This window comes from Candidatus Arsenophonus triatominarum (assembly GCF_001640365.1).
Lineage (GTDB): Bacteria > Pseudomonadota > Gammaproteobacteria > Enterobacterales > Enterobacteriaceae > Arsenophonus > Arsenophonus triatominarum.
In genome coordinates this window covers 25,885-45,824 of the sequence record NZ_LWMI01000001.1, presented here as the reverse complement: position 1 = coordinate 45,824, position 19,940 = coordinate 25,885, and the positions used below count along the sequence as shown (strand labels likewise).

The 19,940-nt window shown below is 37.6% G+C and carries 18 protein-coding genes and 6 pseudogenes; 19 read left to right on the top strand and 5 right to left on the bottom strand.

What is annotated here, in order from left to right; all coding sequences use genetic code 11:
• The first annotated feature begins 74 nt into the window (after positions 1 to 74).
• Positions 75 to 455, top strand: a complete 381-nt coding sequence (locus tag AYJ55_RS00290; protein ID WP_063653448.1) for a hypothetical protein — start codon at positions 75 to 77, stop codon at positions 453 to 455.
• A gap of 977 nt (positions 456 to 1,432) precedes the next feature.
• On the opposite strand, the pseudogene AYJ55_RS00280 reads toward AYJ55_RS00290, so the two are convergent.
• Both AYJ55_RS00280 and AYJ55_RS00275 read right to left on the bottom strand, forming a co-directional pair.
• A pseudogene (locus tag AYJ55_RS00280) lies at positions 1,433 to 2,472 on the bottom strand (IS481 family transposase).
• Between the two features lie 88 nt (positions 2,473 to 2,560).
• The gene (locus AYJ55_RS00275; RefSeq protein ID WP_063653445.1) at positions 2,561 to 3,160 is read right to left on the bottom strand and encodes a transposase family protein; all 600 of its coding nucleotides are present in this window, start codon (positions 3,158 to 3,160) and stop codon (positions 2,561 to 2,563) included.
• An 86-nt stretch (positions 3,161 to 3,246) separates the two neighbouring features.
• Between AYJ55_RS00275 and AYJ55_RS00270 the strand changes: the two genes are divergently transcribed.
• The 7 genes from AYJ55_RS00270 (at position 3,247) to AYJ55_RS00240 (ending at position 8,378) form a co-directional block, all read left to right on the top strand.
• Positions 3,247 to 4,119, top strand: a complete 873-nt coding sequence (locus tag AYJ55_RS00270; RefSeq protein WP_063653444.1) for an ATP-binding protein — start codon at positions 3,247 to 3,249, stop codon at positions 4,117 to 4,119.
• Complete coding sequence (locus AYJ55_RS00265; protein WP_063653443.1) at positions 4,120 to 4,560, top strand: single-stranded DNA-binding protein; 441 nt, start codon at positions 4,120 to 4,122, stop codon at positions 4,558 to 4,560. It begins immediately after the preceding gene.
• Positions 4,561 to 4,586: 26 nt separating this feature from the next.
• Positions 4,587 to 4,832, top strand: a complete 246-nt coding sequence (locus AYJ55_RS00260; protein WP_063653441.1) for a hypothetical protein — start codon at positions 4,587 to 4,589, stop codon at positions 4,830 to 4,832.
• Positions 4,833 to 5,118: 286 nt separating this feature from the next.
• A complete protein-coding gene (locus tag AYJ55_RS00255) occupies positions 5,119 to 5,346 on the top strand; it encodes a DUF4224 domain-containing protein (protein WP_063653437.1) in 228 nt (75 codons plus the stop codon).
• The gene (locus tag AYJ55_RS00250; protein ID WP_162505192.1) at positions 5,346 to 6,431 is read left to right on the top strand and encodes a tyrosine-type recombinase/integrase; all 1,086 of its coding nucleotides are present in this window, start codon (positions 5,346 to 5,348) and stop codon (positions 6,429 to 6,431) included. Before AYJ55_RS00255 ends, AYJ55_RS00250 begins: the two co-directional genes overlap by 1 nt.
• 696 nt (positions 6,432 to 7,127) lie before the next feature.
• Complete coding sequence (locus tag AYJ55_RS00245; RefSeq protein WP_063653436.1) at positions 7,128 to 8,045, top strand: Rpn family recombination-promoting nuclease/putative transposase; 918 nt, start codon at positions 7,128 to 7,130, stop codon at positions 8,043 to 8,045.
• 3 nt (positions 8,046 to 8,048) lie between these two features.
• Entirely contained in the window at positions 8,049 to 8,378 is a 330-nt protein-coding gene (locus tag AYJ55_RS00240) for a hypothetical protein (RefSeq protein ID WP_063653435.1), read from the top strand.
• Positions 8,379 to 8,424: 46 nt separating this feature from the next.
• Here the strand turns inward: AYJ55_RS00240 and AYJ55_RS24325 are convergent.
• Positions 8,425 to 8,900 (bottom strand): annotated as a pseudogene (locus AYJ55_RS24325) (transposase); the annotation flags it as partial.
• The gene (locus AYJ55_RS30310; RefSeq protein ID WP_187153127.1) at positions 8,897 to 9,043 is read right to left on the bottom strand and encodes a hypothetical protein; all 147 of its coding nucleotides are present in this window, start codon (positions 9,041 to 9,043) and stop codon (positions 8,897 to 8,899) included. The gene AYJ55_RS30310 and the pseudogene AYJ55_RS24325, both read right to left, overlap by 4 nt.
• Before the next feature lie 319 nt (positions 9,044 to 9,362).
• On the opposite strand from AYJ55_RS30310, the gene AYJ55_RS00230 reads away from it, so the two are divergent.
• The 8 genes and pseudogenes from AYJ55_RS00230 (at position 9,363) to AYJ55_RS35275 (ending at position 15,877) form a co-directional block, all read left to right on the top strand.
• Entirely contained in the window at positions 9,363 to 10,340 is a 978-nt protein-coding gene (locus tag AYJ55_RS00230; protein ID WP_162505191.1) for a patatin-like phospholipase family protein, read from the top strand.
• 80 nt (positions 10,341 to 10,420) lie between these two features.
• On the top strand, positions 10,421 to 11,215 hold the full coding sequence (locus AYJ55_RS00225) for a TatD family hydrolase (RefSeq protein WP_063653488.1): 795 nt from the start codon (positions 10,421 to 10,423) through the stop codon (positions 11,213 to 11,215).
• Positions 11,216 to 11,475: 260 nt separating this feature from the next.
• Positions 11,476 to 12,118, top strand: a pseudogene (locus tag AYJ55_RS00220) (Na+ dependent nucleoside transporter N-terminal domain-containing protein); the annotation flags it as partial.
• 36 nt (positions 12,119 to 12,154) lie between these two features.
• Complete coding sequence (locus AYJ55_RS00215; RefSeq protein WP_063653415.1) at positions 12,155 to 12,520, top strand: IS630 transposase-related protein; 366 nt, start codon at positions 12,155 to 12,157, stop codon at positions 12,518 to 12,520.
• Positions 12,444 to 12,977 (top strand): IS630 family transposase, encoded by a 534-nt coding sequence (locus tag AYJ55_RS00210; protein ID WP_162505291.1) that lies wholly within the window; start codon positions 12,444 to 12,446, stop codon positions 12,975 to 12,977. Before AYJ55_RS00215 ends, AYJ55_RS00210 begins: the two co-directional genes overlap by 77 nt.
• A 22-nt stretch (positions 12,978 to 12,999) precedes the next feature.
• Positions 13,000 to 13,802 (top strand): annotated as a pseudogene (gene deoB, locus AYJ55_RS00205) (phosphopentomutase); the annotation flags it as partial.
• 87 nt (positions 13,803 to 13,889) lie between these two features.
• Positions 13,890 to 14,568, top strand: a pseudogene (gene deoD / locus AYJ55_RS00200) (purine-nucleoside phosphorylase).
• A 333-nt stretch (positions 14,569 to 14,901) separates the two neighbouring features.
• Positions 14,902 to 15,877: pseudogene (locus AYJ55_RS35275) on the top strand (IS701 family transposase).
• Here the strand turns inward: AYJ55_RS35275 and AYJ55_RS32305 are convergent.
• Positions 15,837 to 16,034: a hypothetical protein gene (locus AYJ55_RS32305; protein WP_245677219.1), complete on the bottom strand. Its 198-nt coding sequence runs from the start codon at positions 16,032 to 16,034 to the stop codon at positions 15,837 to 15,839. The pseudogene AYJ55_RS35275 and the gene AYJ55_RS32305 overlap by 41 nt on opposite strands.
• Positions 16,035 to 16,274: 240 nt before the next feature.
• Here AYJ55_RS32305 and serB point away from each other — a divergent pair, with 240 nt between their 5' ends.
• The 3 genes from serB to nadR are packed head-to-tail and all read left to right on the top strand — an operon-like array spanning position 16,275 to position 19,927.
• Positions 16,275 to 17,252 (top strand): phosphoserine phosphatase, encoded by a 978-nt coding sequence (gene serB / locus AYJ55_RS00185; RefSeq protein WP_063653430.1) that lies wholly within the window; start codon positions 16,275 to 16,277, stop codon positions 17,250 to 17,252.
• Between the two features lie 33 nt (positions 17,253 to 17,285).
• Positions 17,286 to 18,668: a DNA repair protein RadA gene (gene radA / locus AYJ55_RS00180; protein ID WP_063653428.1), complete on the top strand. Its 1,383-nt coding sequence runs from the start codon at positions 17,286 to 17,288 to the stop codon at positions 18,666 to 18,668.
• An 11-nt stretch (positions 18,669 to 18,679) separates the two neighbouring features.
• Positions 18,680 to 19,927, top strand: a complete 1,248-nt coding sequence (gene nadR, locus AYJ55_RS00175) for a multifunctional transcriptional regulator/nicotinamide-nucleotide adenylyltransferase/ribosylnicotinamide kinase NadR (protein ID WP_063653423.1) — start codon at positions 18,680 to 18,682, stop codon at positions 19,925 to 19,927.
• The last annotated feature ends 13 nt before the right edge of the window (positions 19,928 to 19,940 follow it).

The window sequence follows — 19,940 nt, the reverse complement described above, 5'->3', positions numbered from 1 at the left end:
AACCGGTAACTGTTAGATCAAGTCTGAGCTACCACACAACAGAGTGGTTAGATAATCCCGCACAATTACGAAAAATGCTGATTAGCTATACCGAGCAAGTAGAAAAAATAAGTAGTGAGCGTGATGAAGCAATTAGGACAAAATCACAAATCAGTCGCACTCGTGAAGCTTCTGCAATGGGTAAATTCAGTGTTGCTACACGTAAAAATAGGGAACTCACGGAACGATTAGGAGAAAGTGTTAAATATGCCACCATCACAGCAGTAAAGAATGCTACAGGGAAAGAATACAAATTTGCCCCACTCCGTCGATGGTGTCGTGAGAACAAGGTGAAAGCTAAAGAAGTACCGGATATCCGTTATGGTCAGGTAAAGTCATGGCCTGCTGAATCATGGCTACAGGTATACGGTATCAATCTGAAATCGTTATTTGCTAATAGCCAAAGTATTCACTAGAAATTGACAGCTATTTGGTATTTCCGCATCACTAAAAAAAAGACCAGCGCAAAGGCTGGCCAACACCAAGGAAAATGTTGCTGTTAACTAACACACAACGCCAACAATGCTACCATAAATAATTCATAAATGATCACTTTTTTATCAACATTTGCATTCATTTAATCAATAAAGCTAAGAATTTTACACTAGTATTTTATCAATAACCGGAGAAATATTATGAATAACGTCCATGAATACCGAACAACGTTACATCATCACGAGTTTCGCCACCAATAAAAAAACGCTCTATTTTTAAGTTTAATTCAGCATAATATATAAATAGACAAAATCTTATAAATTAAAAGCAACTTATTGTAATTTAAACAAATTTATACGTTTTAGTAACTTGCAAATTAACTATTGCTTTTAAGCCATTTCTGGAATTTTATATTCCTGTGCGAAACTCGTGATCATATAAAAGCAGGGATGCAGGTTATTTATCATGGTGAGATGATGAAAATAATTCATTGGTATAGATAATTAACTTCGAGGTCTTAAAGTGAAAGAAGAACATTCGTATGATTTATTGTATTTTGTGAAAAACGAGTTTAAATTTGAATCTAATAATATCAACAAGGTTAGAAAGGAACATGGTAAATTCGGTAGAGTCTGCTTCATATCTACTCAAAAAAGAGATAACAAAGAATTATTAGAATACTGTGCAGAGATATATTTGTATAATCACAGCGATAATTCTATAAAAACGATATATTTGATTGCTTTTGACCTACATGACATTTGCAAGGTCAGGCTTTGCTTGATTGCAGCGTAGAAATACCAGAACCCAAAATAACCGTTCATTTAAGAGAATTTATAAAATGATACCCATGGGAGTACTATAACAGAGCATCAAACGGCGCACCGCAATACTCATACTTTGTAGTAGCTCAGACTTAATCTGACAGTTGCCGGTTATTTATACAGTATCTGTCAGGTTAAATTTGATTTAAATCTTTCTCTCTCCAAAGTTGTTTTCCATCGTGTAAAGTTGCCATAGGAGTTCGACCGCAACACATTTTTCCTTGATGAGTGCATTGGTTATTATATTCCGCTAACCATTTATCTAAATCAGCTTGTAATTCATCTAAAGCCCTATAGATTTTCTTACGAAAAGCCACCTGATAGAACTCTTGTAATACAGTTTTATGAAAGCGTTCACAAATTCCATTAGTTTGAGGTGAACGAGCTTTAGTTTTTGTATGATCAATATCATTGATAGCGAGATAAATTTGATAATCGTGATGTTCAACTTTACCACAATACTCACTGCCTCTGTCCGTCAGTATACGTAACACCGGTAACCCATGCTGGGAATAAAAAGGGAGAACCTTGTCATTTAATAAATCTGCCGCCGTTATCGCGCTTTTTGTTGTGTAAAGCTTACAATGAACGACTTTACTGTAAGTATCAATGTAAGTTTGTTGATAAACACGACCAACGCCTTTTAAATGACCGACATAAAAAGTATCTTGTGAACCCAGATAACCTGGATGCGCTGTTTCAATCTCACCACAGACTTCATCATCTTGCGCTTTCTTTTCTAGAGCACTGATTTGTGATTCTGACAGGATAATTCCTTCTGTTGCGATTTTATCTTCAAGCGCTTTTAGGCGTTTTGTAAAATTTTCGAGATTATGACGCAGCCAAATAGAGCGAACGCCACTCCCCGAAACAAAAATGCCTTTTTTTCTTAGTTCATTACTACTGCGGTGTTGACCGTGTGCAGGGTATTCAATCGCATACTCAACTACAGCGCTTTCAATCTGTTCATCTACTCTATTTTTTACGTTAGGCACCCGTCGATTTTGATTAATTAAAGCGTCTATCCCACCATCGTTAACAAGTTCCTGGTAGCGATAAAACGTATCTCGGGATACCCCCATAATCTTACAGGCTTTTGAGACGTTATTAAGCTCTTCAGCGAGGTTAAGTAACCCGACTTTATGTTTATGATAGGATTATTTGTTTGATACATAGAATTACCTTTTATTTAATTATCTAATGATGTTAATTAAAACCGGTAACGCTCTTTTTTAAATCAAAATCGTCAGATTAAGTTAAGACTAATATACTTTATCGAGTAAGCGTTTACCGTGACGGCGCCCATTTTTGATCATGGGGATAAATCCAATTTTCCTCGTTTCGCCAGTCATAATAAGCCCTTTTCGAGTGGTCTGTCTTTTCTTTCCCGAATACATTTTTTTTCGCCGACGCAGATTCTTAGGCTTTTGGACAGGTCGCTCTGTCCCATCAATAAAGACGTCTTTAACTCCAGGAAAGGCGCGAAAAAATTCCTCAGCAGAGCGAATTTGACGAGCGGGCAAAACACATTCTCGCCCCAAGGTCATCTCTAAAACCGGCAATAATATTTTTACCCAGCGACATACCCGTGTTCTATCTAAACCAAAAAGAAGTCCTTGCAAATCATAGGTCGGATAACATTTTAAATACAATAAAATAAAAAGCAGTTTATCTAATGGGGTTGGGATAAATCCTTTCTGCCCTGCACCCATCTGCCGCTCGTGATCTTTTCGATTCTTTTTCCGATAAATCAAATAACAAGCTGAAAATTCAGCGGCTAAATTTTTCAATTCTTCGACTGATAATCCAATGATTGCTTTACATAAACGATTATCTCGTAACAACCGCTCTTTGTTGATCATTTCAAACCGTTATTTTCTAAGTTAAACCTCTTTTTATTGTCTATAGCGTGACAAAAAACGCAAGTCTCTATTCAGCAACTATTTTAATGAATTTTACCAAGGCAATGAGAAAAAAAGCAAAACTCCGGCTCGCTTTAACAGGACCAAGTGGTTCAGGGAAAACCTATGGCGCACTCACTATTGCTAAAGGGCTTGGTGGCAAAACAGCAGTTATTGATACTGAAAAAGGAAGTGCTTCATTATATTCAAATTATTTTAATTTTGATGTGCTTGAACTTGACCCACCCTTCACCCCTGAACGCTTTATTCAGGCAATGAATATTGCACAAGAAGCCAGCTACGACAACCTTATTATTGACAGTATAACGCATGAATGGAACGGAACAGGGGGATGCCTTGAAATATTGGATGCCATTACAAGCACCAAATACAAAGGAAATAGTTGGTCAGCATGGAATAATATAACGCCCAGACATAACAAATTTATCAATTCAATTCTCCGTTCAAATATAAACATTATTGCAACAATGCGTAGTAAAACAGAAACGGCGCAAGTGGATAAAGGAAATGGCAAGAAAAGAGTCGATAAACTCGGCATGAAATCAGAACAACGAGACGGTATAGAATATGAGTTCACCACCGTTTTAGATTTAAACCATGAAACACATACCGCCTCAGCAAGTAAAGATAGAACAGGATTGTTTAGCAATGCTGATTTTATAGTGATTAATGAGGATGTAGGTAAACGCTTGAATGAATGGCTAAATGATGGCAGAAGTCAGGCTGAAATACATTTAATGTTATTTACTGATTCTGTTAACCAAACAAAAAATATGAATGAACTGCAAATATTATTTGCTGAGGCTTATAAGGCATTGAAAGATACACCAGAGCAAACTAAAGCACAAGAAATTTACGAATCCAAAAAAGAAGCACTTAAAATAAAAGAGGTCGCTTAAATGGCAAACCAAAACCAGTGTAACTTTACCGGACGCATCGGCAAATTAGAAATTCGCTATACCCAGGATAAAAATCCCATCACCGTATTCTCAATCGATATCAGCAAATCAAGAAAAGACAACAGTGGTCAATGGATTGATGACACAACATGGATAAACTGCAAGGCATTTAAACAAATAGCGGAATATATCAATAATCATGCACAAAAAGGCACTTTTGTTCGTGTTACCACGGTCTATCAGGAAAATAAATGGACAGATAAATCCGGTCAGCAAAGGATAACACCGGAATTTTTGGTCAATGACATTGAAATATTAGGCAACCGGAAGGAAAGAAAACCGCAGGAAAGTCAAAGTAGACCGAATCTGCCAACCACTAAACATCCAAATAGTAACGCTATTCATCAAACTGATTTTGAAGACGAAGACATATCTTTCTAGACGCTAATTATACCGGAGGTTAAGCAATGAAACTTAACATCATCAAACTATTAATCACGGCATTAGTATTTATCAGTGCAGCGTTCGCCTTCGAATTGGTAGTTGGTCACATTGCACATGCCGATGCCGTCATTGACCCGCAAATCAGGTTTAAACGTGGCGAATTAGGAAACATTCATTTAGGTGGGCAAGAGCTACTGGTTATCGGCATCATGATAGTGCCTGCACTCTTGATTTATATAGGAATATTTATCGATACCCTGAGAAAGTAGCCTAGAGCGAATAACCATTATCCCACCTGAGTTTACCTAATCAAATTATTCATACCAACATTAAGCATATTGCTCAATAGTGAAATAAAGTTGCTTAAAATAAAAACAAGTTAGATACATCTAAAAAATACAAAAATAGTTTATTTTTTAATCTTATATGGGTTATTTTTAATGCAAAAATTGATTATTTTATCATCATCGGCTGGTTTTTTTGTAAGTCATAATTAATTTTGCTATTGAGCAACAGGCTTATTGAAGAAAATCAGTTTATAAAGGTTTTAATATCATGAAAAACAAAAATGATGTAATAAGCGATACCGATCTCATATCGCTAACCGGATATAAAATTCCATCTAAACAATGCGAAATTTTACGCGAAGCGGGGATCTTTTTTATAATTCGCCGCGATGGTCGCCCACGTACAACATGGGCGCATTTTAATACCCCTATGAAGCAAAGAAGTGCAATAACTATATCTAAAAATATCGAACCTAATTTTGGAGCCTTAGATTAATGGGACGAAAACGTAAAAACAGTGCTGACAATTGGTTACCACCGCGTGTTAGTAGAGGTAAATCCGTTTTTGAATTCAGACCCAGATCAGGCGGAACGGTAAGACTCTGTAGTTTTAATGCAACTCCAGCCCAAGTTTGGTCAGCGTATGAAGCCTATAATAGTAATCGCAGTAACGAATCTCTTTTTGAGGGGCTTATTAAGCGATTTTTTACATCAGGTGATTTTATGGAATTAGCCGCTGAAACCCAAAAAGATTATCGAAAATACTCTCAAAAAGTTATTGCTGTCTTTGGAAAAGTAAACTCTGATGATATTAAACCCGAGCATATTAGACGATATATGGACAAGAGGGGTTTAAAGAGCCGGACACAAGCTAATCGAAAAAAAGCTTTTATATCACGGGTTTTTCGATTCGGTTATGAACGGGGATTAGTGAAAGGTAATCCATGCAAAGGTGTCCGTCAATTTAAAGAATCGGCTCGTACACGATATGTAACCCATGCTGAATATAATGCAGTTTACAAAATAGCCCCGACAATAGTTCAGATCGCAATGGAGTTAGCGTATCTTTGCTGTGCTCGTCAAGCCGATATTCTTTCATTAAAGAAAAGTCAATTACTGGAGGAAGGAATATTAATTCAGCAAAGTAAAACTGGGATTTCACAAATTAAAGCATGGTCACCAAGACTAGAGAATATTATAGCACTGTCTAAGAAATTACCATTGAACGAAGGAATGAGCAGTATATATGTACTGCATCAATCTTCAGGTGCTCGATATACGCGAGATGGTTTTAATACTCGATGGATGAAAGCGAAAAAAGAGGCAAAGGAAAAATACCCAGAGCTAGATTTAGATTTCACCTTTCATGATTTAAAAGCTAAAGGTATTTCAGATTTGGAAGGGAACTTATACGAAAAACAATCAATATCAGGCCATAAAAATGTCGGGCAAACCGCAAGATACGATAGAAGAATTAAAGTTGTCCCTGTAGTAGATGGGCAGCAAAATGGCAAAAATATTACGAAAAACGACTTTAGGGCTAAAAAGCCAGCGCCAAGTGGGCAACTTTTTACGACTTAACTTATTGATAAAAAATGGAAAATCTCATGGTGCCCAGGGCGGGACTTGAACCCGCACAGCCTTAAGGCCGAGGGATTTTAAATCAGTGTATTTTTATTTATAAATCAATACATTACGTTTATTTTCAGAACATAAACCAAATATAAGTAGCAATAAAAACAATTAAATAGGTAGACAATTTGATTTATCTTCTGAAAGAAATAGTCAATAAATTTAAGTTACTTTTTATCCCTTGGTAAGAAAATTTATTTGTCGCCCATTTAATTTTTCCAACCAAAACCATCCTACAATTTCGTTTATCTATGGGGAAATTTTATGCTTAAATTAATCACATTCAAAATAGTCAATTATTCGTTTAGCCGGACTTATACAAAACCACTAACACGCAACCAACAACTAATTCTTAACAACTTCCTTCAACGCTGCTAATATGGTGCCATTAAGTGGGACTGAGTATCCCAACGATGAAATGGTCCATGGTTTATTTGAAGTTGAGAAAAAAGCCAAAGAGACGGGCGCAGTGCTCGAAGAACGGAAGAAATACCGATTTAGTGCGAGTCATTAAGAATAAACGCCCCTGACCAAGTAGGGGCTTCCTTGCTAAAGCTGAATTGTGATGAAATAAGTAGCGTACTTAATGTACCTTATTTGTTTTCAATAATGCAACTGGATGTTAACAACCGTGAAAGATGTCGGATGAGTAAAAAATTCACCCCAACGCCCCATAATGCTGTCTTTCGCCAGTTTCTGAGTGAAAAAGAGACGGCTAAAGACTTCTTTGATATTTGGCTACCGGATGAGATTAAAGCATTGTGTGATTTGGATAGCCTCAAAGTGGAATCTGGCTCATTCGTCGATAGTGAGATGAAAAGCTATCAGAGTGATATCCTGTATTCTGTCAATACCCAGCAAGGACAAGGTTATCTCTATCTGCTGATTGAGCACCAGTCAACACCGGATAAACTCATGGCTTGGCGATTAATGCGCTATAGCATGGCAGCCATGCAGAAGCATTTAGAAGCCGGACACAAAGAACTTCCTATCGTTTTTCCTATTCTGTTTTATTGTGGCGAACAAACTCCTCATCCTTACAGTACTGACTGGCTCGATTGTTTTAGTGGGCGTGATATTGCGGAAAAAATATACACAAAACCGTTTAAGCTCGTCGACGTAACAACGCTTGATGACGGTGAGATTATGCAGCATAAGCGAATGGCGTTATTGGAGCTTATCCAAAAACACATTCGAAGACGGGATATGGCCGAGCTACTGAATAGTATTGTTAAACTGTTGTCGTATAATTATTATACTGATAATCAAGTTATTACTATGTTTAACTATCTAATCCGAGAAGGCAATGCTGAGCAACCAGCAAAGTTAATCAAAGAGATAGCCAGACAGACAGAGAAACATGAGGGGGCATTGATGAATATTGCACAAGGTATACGAGAAGAAGGCATACAACAAGGTATACAACAAGGGAAAGTTGAGGGCGAAAAACAGGCTTCCATGAAGATAGCGCGCCAAATGCTCGAAAGTGGCATGGATAGACAATCGGTGATGAAATTTACGGGCTTAAATGATACTGAAATGAGCAACCTGTTTAAAGATTAAACCATGACAGAACGCCAAAATTTAAGCCTTAATCGTCCTAGAAAGCCTTCATCGGAAGAACATCACAAAAGTGACCTTGCTTACCGTAAAAAGGTCTGGGTGAAGGCTGCGTCAAAAAAACAGAAAAAAAAGCCTCATCCTTCGAAAGCCGTAAAACAGCAGCCCAAGCAGACGGTTGTTAAACCCAAACAGGAAGTGAAGGTTAAAACACCTAAATCACCCACACCGTCTAAAAAAGGATTACCGTTAAATGAGGCAATTTCACAAATTAGCACGTTTTGGCCTTATCTTTTCCCTGATGGCAAGCTGTGTCCATGTAGTGGCCAATTTTAGTTGACCACTACACATGTTTTATCTTGTAATGAATGGCATCGAGCTAGACAAAAGGATAGAGCGCCTCCAGAGGGCGTTGTTGCCAGGCTTTTAATTCAGGGAGTAATTTATCAGTAATATGCGTAATAGCTCCATCTAATATTTCCAGTCCATATAATTCTGCAACATGTTTTTGAATATCACGATAACTCATGCCTAATGCAAATAACGATAGGATTTTGTTATCAATATCCTCTGATAATTTTGTCTGATTTTTCTTAATGAGCTGAGGCTCAAAAGCACCTGACCGGTCTCTGGGCGTTTTAAGTTCAAATTGACCTGATGTCGATTTAACCGTTTTTCGAGTATAGCCATACGCGTATCGATTGACGTTGTCGATAGGTAGTGTTCTATTTCTGCCTGCAGGGCAGCTTCGGTCAGCTGTTTTATGAGTGGTGTGAGTATTCCATCCGTACCGAGTAAATTTTTACCTGATTGTAATTGCTTCAACGCTTCATCAAAATTAAATGATTGATTTCTCATATTGTCATACCTCTTTTTTTTGAGTTTAAGATATGACACAGATTTTTGAACACTACCTTATTCAGCAAAATTTCATGCATTTTTGGCTCGAAGTCTTTACAAAAATCATCCATCAGGCAATAAAGTTCAGTAAAATTTTTCATAATTGTTTAACAATGCTCTACGCTTTAACCAGATTGTTAGAGTATTTTAACGAAATATGCGCATTCAACTATTTGAATAGCAAGACTTTCACTTTATTTCTTATCCCGAACTCAGGTTAATTTATGGCATATTGATTTTTTATTACATTACCCTCACTTGTTATTAGTGGGGGGTATGACTATTTTTCAATTGCTGTATTTATTAGTTTCTCCTAAATTTTTAAGCCGCTAAAAATCTCACTATTAAACGCAATAGTAGATTTTGAATAGCAGATTGTATATTAGAGGGTCTACTACCAGTTTTAAGGGGGAAAGCAATATGGGAAGACATATATCAGTCACATTGGGTAATATTGAGCCTTTAGCCTTCGATGATAATGCATCTGATCTCGGTAAAATAGCATTAGTCTGTGAGGGGGGTGGGCAGCGTGGTATTTTTACTGCCGGTGTATTGGATGAATTTCTCCGTGTTGGTTTCAACCCATTTAACATCATGATAGGGACATCGGCAGGCGCACAAAATTTATCGGCCTATCTTTGCCAACAGCGTGGTTATGCCCGCAAGGTGATCACTGATTATACCACTAAATCTCAATTTTTTAATCCACTACGTTTTATTCGTGGTGGCCATATGATTGATTTAGATTGGCTAATTGATATTACCTCCCGTGAATTACCCCTTGATTTCTCTACTGGATTGTCTTACTTAGATAGCGGGCGTCAATTTTTAATCAGTGCATGTCGCTACGAGGATTTTAGCCCTGTTTATTTTCAACCAACACAAGATAGTTGGTTAGATATTATTCGGGCGTCAAGTGCTATCCCCTGCTTTTATCGCCAGGGAGCGGTATTTAATGGGCAGCTTTATCATGATGGTGGTATAACTGCTTCAATTCCTGTTGAAGAAGCTTATCGTCGTGGGGCAAAAACAATTGTGGTAATTAGAACGGTTCCTTCGGGAATTTATTATACATCTGAATGGTTAAAGAGGATGACTCGCTGGTTGGAACACCGCAATATACGGCGGATGGCTAAGATGATAAAAGTACATATTAAAAGCTATCAACAGACACAAAAATTTATTGCTGCGCCACTACCAGGTATCCAAATATTTGAAATTTATCCACCGAAACCTTTAATGAGTTGTGCATTAGGTAGCCGTGCTTCAACCTTAGAGGCTGATTATCATATTGGGCGTCAATGTGGCAGCTATTTTTTAACTAGTTTAAAACACTATTTTTCTACTGATAATTTAGCATCTTACCCGTATTCTATTGAAAATAAATCAGGTTGCTAATTCGGCATCTTTGTCTGCTGAAATAATTTCGAATCAACAAGGTGAAGAACCAAAATCAGGTGATGAAGGATTAGCCATTGATGTTCGTTGACACCCATTGTCATTTTGATTTTTCTCCTTTTATCCATGATATTGATGATAGCTTTTCGCGCGCGGTGAAAGCTGGCGTGACTGATATCATTGTCCCAGCGATTGGTATTGAGAATTTTGAGCGAGTATATTTACTGGCACAACAATATCCGCATTTATATGCCGCATTAGGTTTTCATCCTTTGTATATCGCAGATTTTTTACCTGATCATTTTGCTAAATTAGTGGCATTATTGCAGAAAAACAGCAATAAATGTGTTGCTATTGGTGAAATAGGTTTAGATTATTTTGTTACTAATGCTGCGATTAAGCAACAACAAGCATTGCTGATCCAGCAATTACAGCTAGCTAAACAATATGATTTACCGGTTATTCTTCATTCGCGTAAAAGTCATGATCAATTAGCTGCTTTATTAAGACGATTTGAAGTGCCGAAAAAGGGAGTCATCCATGGATTTGCTGGCAGTTTGTCGCAAGCGAATGCTTTTATCCGTTTAGGTTATTTTATCGGTATTGGTGGCGTTATCACCTATGAACGCGCTAAGAAAACCAGAGCAGTAGCTGCGCAATTGCCGCTGTCGTCATTAGTACTTGAAACTGATGCCCCTGATATGCCATTAATTGGATTTCAGGGGCAGGTTAATCGTCCAGAAAGGATAGGTTTGGTATTTGAGGCACTATGTAACCTTCGGCAAGAGTTAGCAGAGGAAATTGCAACGCAGCTTTATAACAATAGTTTGCAACTATTCAATATTAAAAAAGAGCAGACTAATATGGCTAAATAATCATACCAATAAGTTATTTAATTATAATTACGGTATTTTTTTAGATAATTTTTGCCGGCAATATCGCTTTTCGTAAGTGATATGTGTCGCAAAATTTATTTTTTCGTGATTTTTCGTTATGATTATTTATGATACCAACTGTCAGTTATTAATGCGAAATCGTTATAATGTCTGCGCATTAAACTGGCAGTTTATTTTTTAAACTATAGAAATTTTCGTTTGATATATAATACACAGGGATATTATTCATGCAACTCATTATGAGCCTGCTAGGGATGGTAGTATTGATTTTCATCGCTATCATTTTTTCCAGTAACCGTCGGACAATTAAATTCCGTACCGTATTTGGTGCTTTTGTTATTCAAATGGCAATTGGCGCATTTGTTCTTTATATCCCTGCCGGTCGCCGCACTTTGGAAACTGAATCTGATGTAGTCTCTAGTGTGATTGGTTATGGACAAGTTGGCATGGATTTTGTCTTTGGTGGTTTAGTCTCTAATAAACTGTTTGGCGGTAGTGGTTTTATTTTTTGCCTTACGTGACTTACCGGTCATTGTTTTCTTCTCATCATTGATAGCTGTGCTTTATTATCTTGGTATTATGCAGTTTTTTATCAAAATCTTAGGTGGACTTTTGCAATGGATATTAGGCACCTCACGCACTGAGTCATTATCAGCGACCGCTAATATTTTTGTCGGTCATACAGAGGCGCCTTTGATTGTCAGACCCTATATTGCCACCATGACAAACTCTGAGTTATTTGCTGTTATGTGTGGTGGATTAGCTTCGGTTGCTGGCTCTGTATTAGCCGGCTATGCGCAAATGGGGGGTGCCAATGGAATATCTGATCGCAGCATCTTTTATGGCAGCACCGGAGGATTGTTATTTGCCAAATTGATGGTATAGCTAGGCGACTTAATTTTGATTACAAGGTGTGTTATGAGTTATACAATTGATTTTCGACGTAAAGTAATATCTGTAAGGAAAGCCGAAGGTTTAACAATTCGAGAAACTGCGAAACAATTCCGTATTGGAAAAGCGTCTTTAGTACGTTGGCTTAAACGACCAGAGCCAAAAAATTCAACGCCACGTAAGAGGAAGCTCGATAAAAATGCTTTAGCAAAAGATGTGGAACAGTATCCAGATGCTTACCAAAAGGAACGGGCAGAGCGATTCGGTGTTTGTAAAAAGACTATTTGGCAATCCCTTAAAAAGCTGGGATTAACCTATAAAAAAAACTCTATTCCATCCAAAAACCAACGAAAGCGACAGGCTGGCACATCAGCAAAAAAGACAACAGTATGAAAAAAAAGATAAATCTGTTGTTTTTATTGATGAAAGTGGTTTTTCACATGACACTCCACGAACTCACGGCTATTCCCCAAAAGGTCACCGTTGTTTTGGCCTGAAAAACTGGGGTGCTAAGGGAAGAACAAATGTTATTGGCGCTTTATTGGGAACAACCCTTTTTGCTATCGGATTATTTGATTGCAATATTAATCGTGATGTTTTTTATGTTTGGATCACAAAAATATTGCTCCCAGAACTTCCTGAAAATTCTGTTATTTTTATGGACAACGCTAGCTTTCACAAAGGTAAGAATATTGAACAGGCAATTATAAACGCAGGACACCAGATAGAATATTTGCCTGTGTATTCACCAGATTTAAATCCTATAGAACATAAATGGTCTCAAGCTAAACGTAAAAAGATGGAAACAGGATGCACTATCGATGACCTGTTTTTAATACATATGCTGTAATCAAAATTAAGTCGCCTAGCTATATCTGGGAAATTGTCACTCGTCAGGCACGGTGATCTTGGATCAATTAGGTGAAGAGCATATGAAAACAGGTAAACCTATTTTCTATACTTCAGCCGATTCAGTCTTTCAGATAGCATGTCATGAAGAGACTTTTGGGGTTAAAAATCTTTATCAGCTTTGTGAAATAGCGAGAAGGACGCTAGATGAAGGTGCTTATAATATCGGACGTGTTATTCTCGTCCTTTTATCGGCAATAAAGCTGGCTGTTTTCAGCGTACCGGTAATCGTCGAGATTATTCAGTTGAACCACCTGCACCAACCATCCTGCAAAAACTGGTTGAAGAAAAAGCCGGCCAAGTGGTTTCAATTGGCAAAATTGCAGATATTTATGCCAATGTCGGCATTACTAAGCAAGCGAAAGCAACCGGTATTGAAGTGCTATTTGCGGCAAGCCTTGAGGAAATCAAAAAAGCGGCCGACAATACCATTGTGTTTACTAATTTTGTTGATTTTGATTCTTCATATGGACATCGTCGTGATGTTGCGGGTTATGCGGCCGGATTAGAGTTATTTGATAGTCGTTTACCCGAAATGCTGGCATTAATTGAAAATGAGGATGTTTTGATTATTACCGCAGATCATGGTTGTGACCCGACCTGGCCAGGAACTGATCATACGCGGGAAAATATTCCTATTTTAATTTATGGTCCGAAAGTAAAACCTGGAGCACTAGGTCATCGACAGACCTTTGCTGATATTGGTCAAACCGTTGCGCAATATTTTGGTTTACCGCCAATGGCATATGGCAAAACGCTATTTTAAGTATGATGAGAAATATTTGTTCATATTCCCGATTTTATCGATAAGTAATATAAGGAAATTTATTTATGGCCACCCCACATATTAGTTATGCTGATGCCAGGCGATCCTCTACGCGCAAAACATATTGCAGAAAATTATTTGACCGACAGCCGTCAGGTAAATCATGTTCGTGGTATCTTAGGTTTTACTGGTAATTATCAAGGTTGTAGCATTTCTGTGATGGGGCATGGTATGGGGATCTCTTCCTGTTCAATTTACATGAAAGAGCTAATTATTGACTTTGGTGTTAAAACAATAATACGAGTAGGATCCTGTGGTGCTATTAGCCATCAAGTAAAGTTACGCGATATTATTATCAGCCTGGGAGCATGCACCGATTCTAAAGTTAATCGACTAAAATTTGATGACAATGATTTTGCGGCTATTGCAGATTATCAGCTGGTTCATAATGCTGTAACTGCGGCTAAAGCAAAGAATCTCAACGTTCTGGTAGGTAATATTTTTTCTACTGATCTTTTTATACGCCTCAAATACAAGTGTTTGATACAATGGAAAAATATGACATTTGGGGGTGAGAATGGAAGCTGCTGGTATGTATAGCATTGCGGCGGAATATGGTGTCAAAGCACTAACTATTTGTACGGTTTCTGATCATATTCGTCGAGGTGAAAAGACAACTTCAGCAGAACGGCAAACGACATTTAATGAGATGGTTGAAATTGCGTTAGAAATCAGTATTATTACTGGATTAAAAATAAATCATTAAATTTAAATCAAGCAAGAAAGCAGATTTTAATCTGCTTTCTTTTTAGCAATTTTTATTTCTTTTGCTGATTCACGAGTTTCGCAATCTCCAAAAAAGAAGTAATTTAAAAACAACACGAGTTTCGCACAGGCATATAAAATTCCAGAAATGGCTTAAAAGCAATGGTTAATTTGCAAGTTACTAAAACGTATAAATTTCTTTAAATTACAATAAGTTGCTTTTAATTTATAAGATTTTGTCTATTTATATATTATGCTGAATTAAACTTAAAAATAGAGCGTTTTTTTATTGGTGCGAAACTCGTGAACAAGAAAAAATTAGGGTGTTCATATTTTGTCCGGTTATCCATGCATTAAAAATATCTATAAAACGTTCTTACAAGTAAGCAGTGTTAAGATACTCTGGTTTGGCGTTATCATAAGTAAGCCCATCGCCTTTATCTCATGACACTATTAGCCGATGGCTAAAAATTAGATGTTTTCGACCTAAAGACTTATGGCGATTAGTTCAACCTTCTATAGACAAAAAAAAGCCCTTGCGTACTAATTGCCGATGATACATTGATTGCCAAAACACGTAGTAAAAAAATAGAGATGGTCCATTATCAATATTCAGGTAATGAACATGATGTTATTGCTGGCATAGGTTTAGTTAATTTACTTTGGCATAATCTAACAACTGTTGAATCAATTCCTATTGATTATCGTATTTATGATAAAGATTCTGATGGAAAAACAAAAAACACGCACTTTTCCGAAATGCTCGCTCTTGCTAAAAAAAGAGGGATCATACCAGAAGCGGTAGTGATGGATGCCTGGTATTCTACCTGGATAATCTGAAATCAATTCGCTCTCATGGTTGGGTCTGGGTAACCACGCTGAGAAAAACAGGATTGTTAACCATAACAAACAACTGAACAAGTTAGACATCTCAGAAGAAGGAACTCCAATACACTTACGAGGCTACGGTTGGGTGACTGTTTTCAAATTTACAGCCAAAAACGGCCGTATTGATTACATAGTAACAAATAAAGATAATCCCACCCTTGAATACGTCAAATCTATCATGGATGCCCGTTGGTCTGTTGAAGTTTATCATCGAGAAGTTAAACAAAATTGTGGTGTTGAACGCTGTCAGGCTCGCACGAGCCGAGCGCAAAGAAATCATATTTTTCTCGCTATTTCTGCGTGGTTTGAACAACATAAACGTCGTATATCTGAAAAAAATAACCCTTTATCAACAAAATTGGGACGTAATCAAAAATGCTATTACTGAGCACATCCGTGTTTTATTAGCGTATCCAAATTAGTTTTGTGCGAAACTCGTGTAATTGTTAATTGATTAAGAATGGCTAGGATCTGTTTATTATTAAAATTATTACCATCACTTTGTATATAATTGGATAAGCTAAAAGCGACTTGTTCAGGATGTGTATGAGCCAATTCTTTAAACTGCTCGACTCTGATTTTCTGATGTAACTGACTAAAATAACTAACCTTTTGGATTAGAATAATTAGGTAAGAAGAGGCAAATTAAAATGATAACAGTTTTATGTAATCGAAACTTTAATTTCGTTTTAATCATAATCGGCTCTTTTAAACTTAGTTCATTATCATATTGGCCAGAGGTTAAGATGATAGGATAGTTTGAAAAGTCGTTTTTTTGTTGGCTAATTGTCGTGAATTGGATGACAGGAGTATGAATTAATGTCGACGAGTTTAACCTATTGTTATTTGCCTAATGAGATCCAAAAATGGCCTGGATTACCGCTTTCACTAAGTGGTGAAGAGGTCATGCCTTTGGATTATCGGGCTGGGGATAGTGGTTGGTTGCTTTATGGACGAGGACTGAATAAGCAACGTATCAGTCACTTTCAACAACGCTCTGGTAATGCGATTGTGATTGTTTCTTCTTGGCGTATTGATGATTATCAAGTCGTTCGTATCGCGGGGAGCTTAAGCGCAAAAATAAAGAAAATAGCTGAAGAGTGTAGTTTAGATGTTGTACCGCTGGGTAATATTCCCCGTTTACGTGCGCCAGGCTTGTTGGTGATGGATATGGATTCAACGGCAATTCAGATCGAATGTATTGATGAAATTGCTCGTTTGGCGGGAGTTGGCCAGCAGGTTGCTGAAATTACAGAACGCGCTATGCAAGGGGAAATTGATTTTAGTGAAAGTTTAAAAGCCCGGGTTAAGTTACTTGCTGGAACCGACATGCTAATTTTGCAAAATGTATTAGAGCATATGCCACTGACACCAGGCTTAACCAGTCTTGTCCGTAAGTTGCAGGCATTTGATTGGCATGTTGTTATTGTTTCAGGCGGATTTAATTTTTTTACTAATTATTTGAAGGAAAAATTAAAATTAACCGCTGCGGTGGCTAACAAACTTGAAATTAAAGATAACAAATTGACCGGTAAGGTAAATGGCAACATTGTGGATGCTAAAGTCAAAGCACAAACCTTAATAAAATTAGCTAGACAATTCTCTATTCCAATCGAGCAAACCGTTGCTATTGGTGATGGCTCAAATGATGTAAAAATGATCCGTAAGGCGGGATTGGGTATTGCTTATCATGCTAAATCTAAAGTACAGGCCAGGGCAAAAGTAGCGATTCAACATGCAGATTTGATGGGCGTACATTGTGTTTTAAGTGGTGGCTTAAAGCATGAAGAGCGTTAACGATCAAAACAATAAATAAAAGAGGCAATAACGGTGGCAAAAGCAATAAAAAGAGCATTTGTCTGTAATGAATGTGGTGCAGATTATCCACGCTGGCAAGGCCAATGTATCGCTTGTCATACATGGAATACGATCACCGAGGTAAGGTTAGCTGCCAGTTCTACCTTGCGAGCAGAACGCCTTAATGGTTATGCCGGTAGCGCTACAGGTAACCAAGTACAGAAATTGTCTGCCATTAGTTTAGAAGCATTGCCACGTTTTTCTACTGATTTTAAAGAATTTGATCGTGTTCTCGGTGGTGGTGTGGTACCTGGTAGCGCGATTTTAATTGGTGGTAACCCAGGCGCTGGTAAAAGCACATTGCTTCTGCAAACTATGTGTCGGCTTTCATCGCAAATGAAAACTTTATACGTCACCGGTGAGGAGTCTTTACAGCAAGTGGCGATGCGAGCTCATCGATTAGGGTTACCGTCCGATAATCTCAATATGTTATCTGAAACCAGTATTGAGCAAATTTGTTTGATTGCAGAGCAGGAACAGCCAAAATTGATGGTGATTGATTCTATTCAGGTCATGCATATCGCGGATATACAGTCATCACCTGGTAGTGTGGCACAAGTCCGAGAAACTGCGACTTATCTTACCCGATTTGCTAAAACACGAGGGATCGCCATTATCATGGTAGGGCATGTCACAAAAGATGGTTCTTTGGCAGGCCCGAAAGTACTTGAACACTGCATTGACTGTTCGATAATGCTCGATGGTGAAGCAGATTCACGATTTCGTACCTTAAGAAGTCATAAAAATCGATTTGGTGCTGTTAATGAACTGGGTGTATTTGCTATGACGGAAAAGGGGTTAAAGGAAGTGAGTAACCCATCGGCTATTTTTCTCAGTAGAGCAGAAGAGATCACTTCGGGCAGCTCGGTGATGGTTGTTTGGGAAGGAACGCGACCATTGCTGGTGGAAATTCAGGCACTAGTGGACTATTCAATGCTAGCTAATCCGCGACGCGTTGCTGTCGGTTTAGAGCAGAATCGATTAGCGATTTTGCTGGCTATTTTGCATCGGCATGGTGGATTACAGATGTCGGATCAAGATGTTTTTGTTAATGTTGTTGGTGGGGTTAAAGTGACGGAAACCAGTGCTGATCTTGCTTTACTCTTTTCTTTAGTATCCAGTTTCCGTAATCGTCCATTACCGCGTGATGTTGTGGTTTTTGGTGAGGTTGGATTGGCGGGTGAAATCCGTCCAGTACCTAGTGGCCAAGAGCGGATTATTGAGGCGGCAAAACATGGTTTTAAACGAGCGATTGTCCCTTATGCTAATGTGCCCAAAAAACCATTACCCAATATGCAGTTATTTGGTGTGAAAAAACTGTCAGAGGCATTAACGGTTATGGAAAACTTTGATTAACCGGAGAAGCGATGAAACAGTTTGATTATTTGAAACAGGCTATTAAGCAAACAGGTTGTACTTTACAACAGATTGCGACTGCTTGCGGCATGATAAAAGGTTATTTAAACCAATTAATTAATGAAAAAATTAATAATCCTAGCGCGCGAAAAATTGCCGCATTGCATCGTTTTTTAAATATTGAATATCCATTAAAGCCTAAACGTATTGGTGTGGTATTTGGTAAGTTTTATCCATTGCATACAGGACATATTTACCTGATACAGCGTGCTTGTAGTCAAGTTGATGAATTATATGTCATTCTTTGTCATGATGAAACTCGTGATCGAGCGCTTTTTATCGACAGTTCGATGTCACAGCGCCCGACAGTAAGCGATCGGCTACGATGGTTATTACAAACTTTCAAATATCAAAAAAATATTTATATTCATTCCTTTGATGAGCAAGGCATAGAACCATACCCACATGGCTGGCAAGTATGGAGCGAAGGAATGAAAAAATTTTTAAGGGCAAAAAATATTCAACCACAATTTATTTATTCTGGCGAAATGGATGATATTGCGAATTATAAAAAATATCTTGGTGCAGATGTGGTGCTTATTGATCCTGAGCGCACATTTATGAATATTAGTGGCAATCAAATTAGGCAAGCGCCATTTCGGTATTGGGAATATATTCCAACGGAAGTAAAACCATTTTTTGTGCGTAAGGTAGCCATATTAGGTGGAGAATCAAGTGGTAAATCGACTTTAGTTAATAAGCTTGCGAATATTTTTAACACCACCAGTGCATGGGAATATGGTCGTGATTATGTTTTCTCTCATTTAGGTGGTGATGAGATGGCGTTACAATATTCTGACTATGACAAGATAGCATTGGGTCATGCAAAATACATTGATTTTACCGTTAAATTTGCCAATAAAGTTGCCTTTATCGATACTGATTTCATTACCACCCAAGCTTTTTGTAAACGATATGAGGGGAAACCACATCCTTTTGTGCAAGCATTAATTGATGAATATCGTTTTGATCTGGTTATTTTATTAGAAAATAATACCCCATGGGTCGCTGATGGATTACGCAGTTTGGGTAGTGATGAAGAACGTATAACATTTCAAAATTTATTGATTGAACTACTGATTGAAAATCAAGTGGAATTTGTGGTGGTTGATTCGCCTAATTATGATGAGCGTTTTTTACGCTGTATTGAGTTGGTTCAGCAACTACTTATGATGGATGAAAAATCTCCGAGTTTTTAAATTATAAGGCTCG

Bases quoted from the DNA above. Each gene is read 5' to 3' on its own strand.
- AYJ55_RS00290 (WP_063653448.1), top strand. From the start codon at position 75: ATGCTGATTAGCTATACCGAGCAAGTAGAAAAAATAAGTAGTGAGCGT.
- AYJ55_RS00275 (WP_063653445.1), bottom strand. From the start codon at position 3,160: ATGATCAACAAAGAGCGGTTGTTACGAGATAATCGTTTATGTAAAGCA.
- AYJ55_RS00270 (WP_063653444.1), top strand. From the start codon at position 3,247: ATGAATTTTACCAAGGCAATGAGAAAAAAAGCAAAACTCCGGCTCGCT.
- AYJ55_RS00265 (WP_063653443.1), top strand. From the start codon at position 4,120: ATGGCAAACCAAAACCAGTGTAACTTTACCGGACGCATCGGCAAATTA.
- AYJ55_RS00260 (WP_063653441.1), top strand. From the start codon at position 4,587: ATGAAACTTAACATCATCAAACTATTAATCACGGCATTAGTATTTATC.
- AYJ55_RS00255 (WP_063653437.1), top strand. From the start codon at position 5,119: ATGAAAAACAAAAATGATGTAATAAGCGATACCGATCTCATATCGCTA.
- AYJ55_RS00250 (WP_162505192.1), top strand. From the start codon at position 5,346: ATGGGACGAAAACGTAAAAACAGTGCTGACAATTGGTTACCACCGCGT.
- AYJ55_RS00245 (WP_063653436.1), top strand. From the start codon at position 7,128: ATGAGTAAAAAATTCACCCCAACGCCCCATAATGCTGTCTTTCGCCAG.
- AYJ55_RS00240 (WP_063653435.1), top strand. From the start codon at position 8,049: ATGACAGAACGCCAAAATTTAAGCCTTAATCGTCCTAGAAAGCCTTCA.
- AYJ55_RS30310 (WP_187153127.1), bottom strand. From the start codon at position 9,043: ATGAAAAATTTTACTGAACTTTATTGCCTGATGGATGATTTTTGTAAA.
- AYJ55_RS00230 (WP_162505191.1), top strand. From the start codon at position 9,363: ATGGGAAGACATATATCAGTCACATTGGGTAATATTGAGCCTTTAGCC.
- AYJ55_RS00225 (WP_063653488.1), top strand. From the start codon at position 10,421: ATGTTCGTTGACACCCATTGTCATTTTGATTTTTCTCCTTTTATCCAT.
- AYJ55_RS00215 (WP_063653415.1), top strand. From the start codon at position 12,155: ATGAGTTATACAATTGATTTTCGACGTAAAGTAATATCTGTAAGGAAA.
- serB (WP_063653430.1), top strand. From the start codon at position 16,275: ATGTCGACGAGTTTAACCTATTGTTATTTGCCTAATGAGATCCAAAAA.
- nadR (WP_063653423.1), top strand. From the start codon at position 18,680: ATGAAACAGTTTGATTATTTGAAACAGGCTATTAAGCAAACAGGTTGT.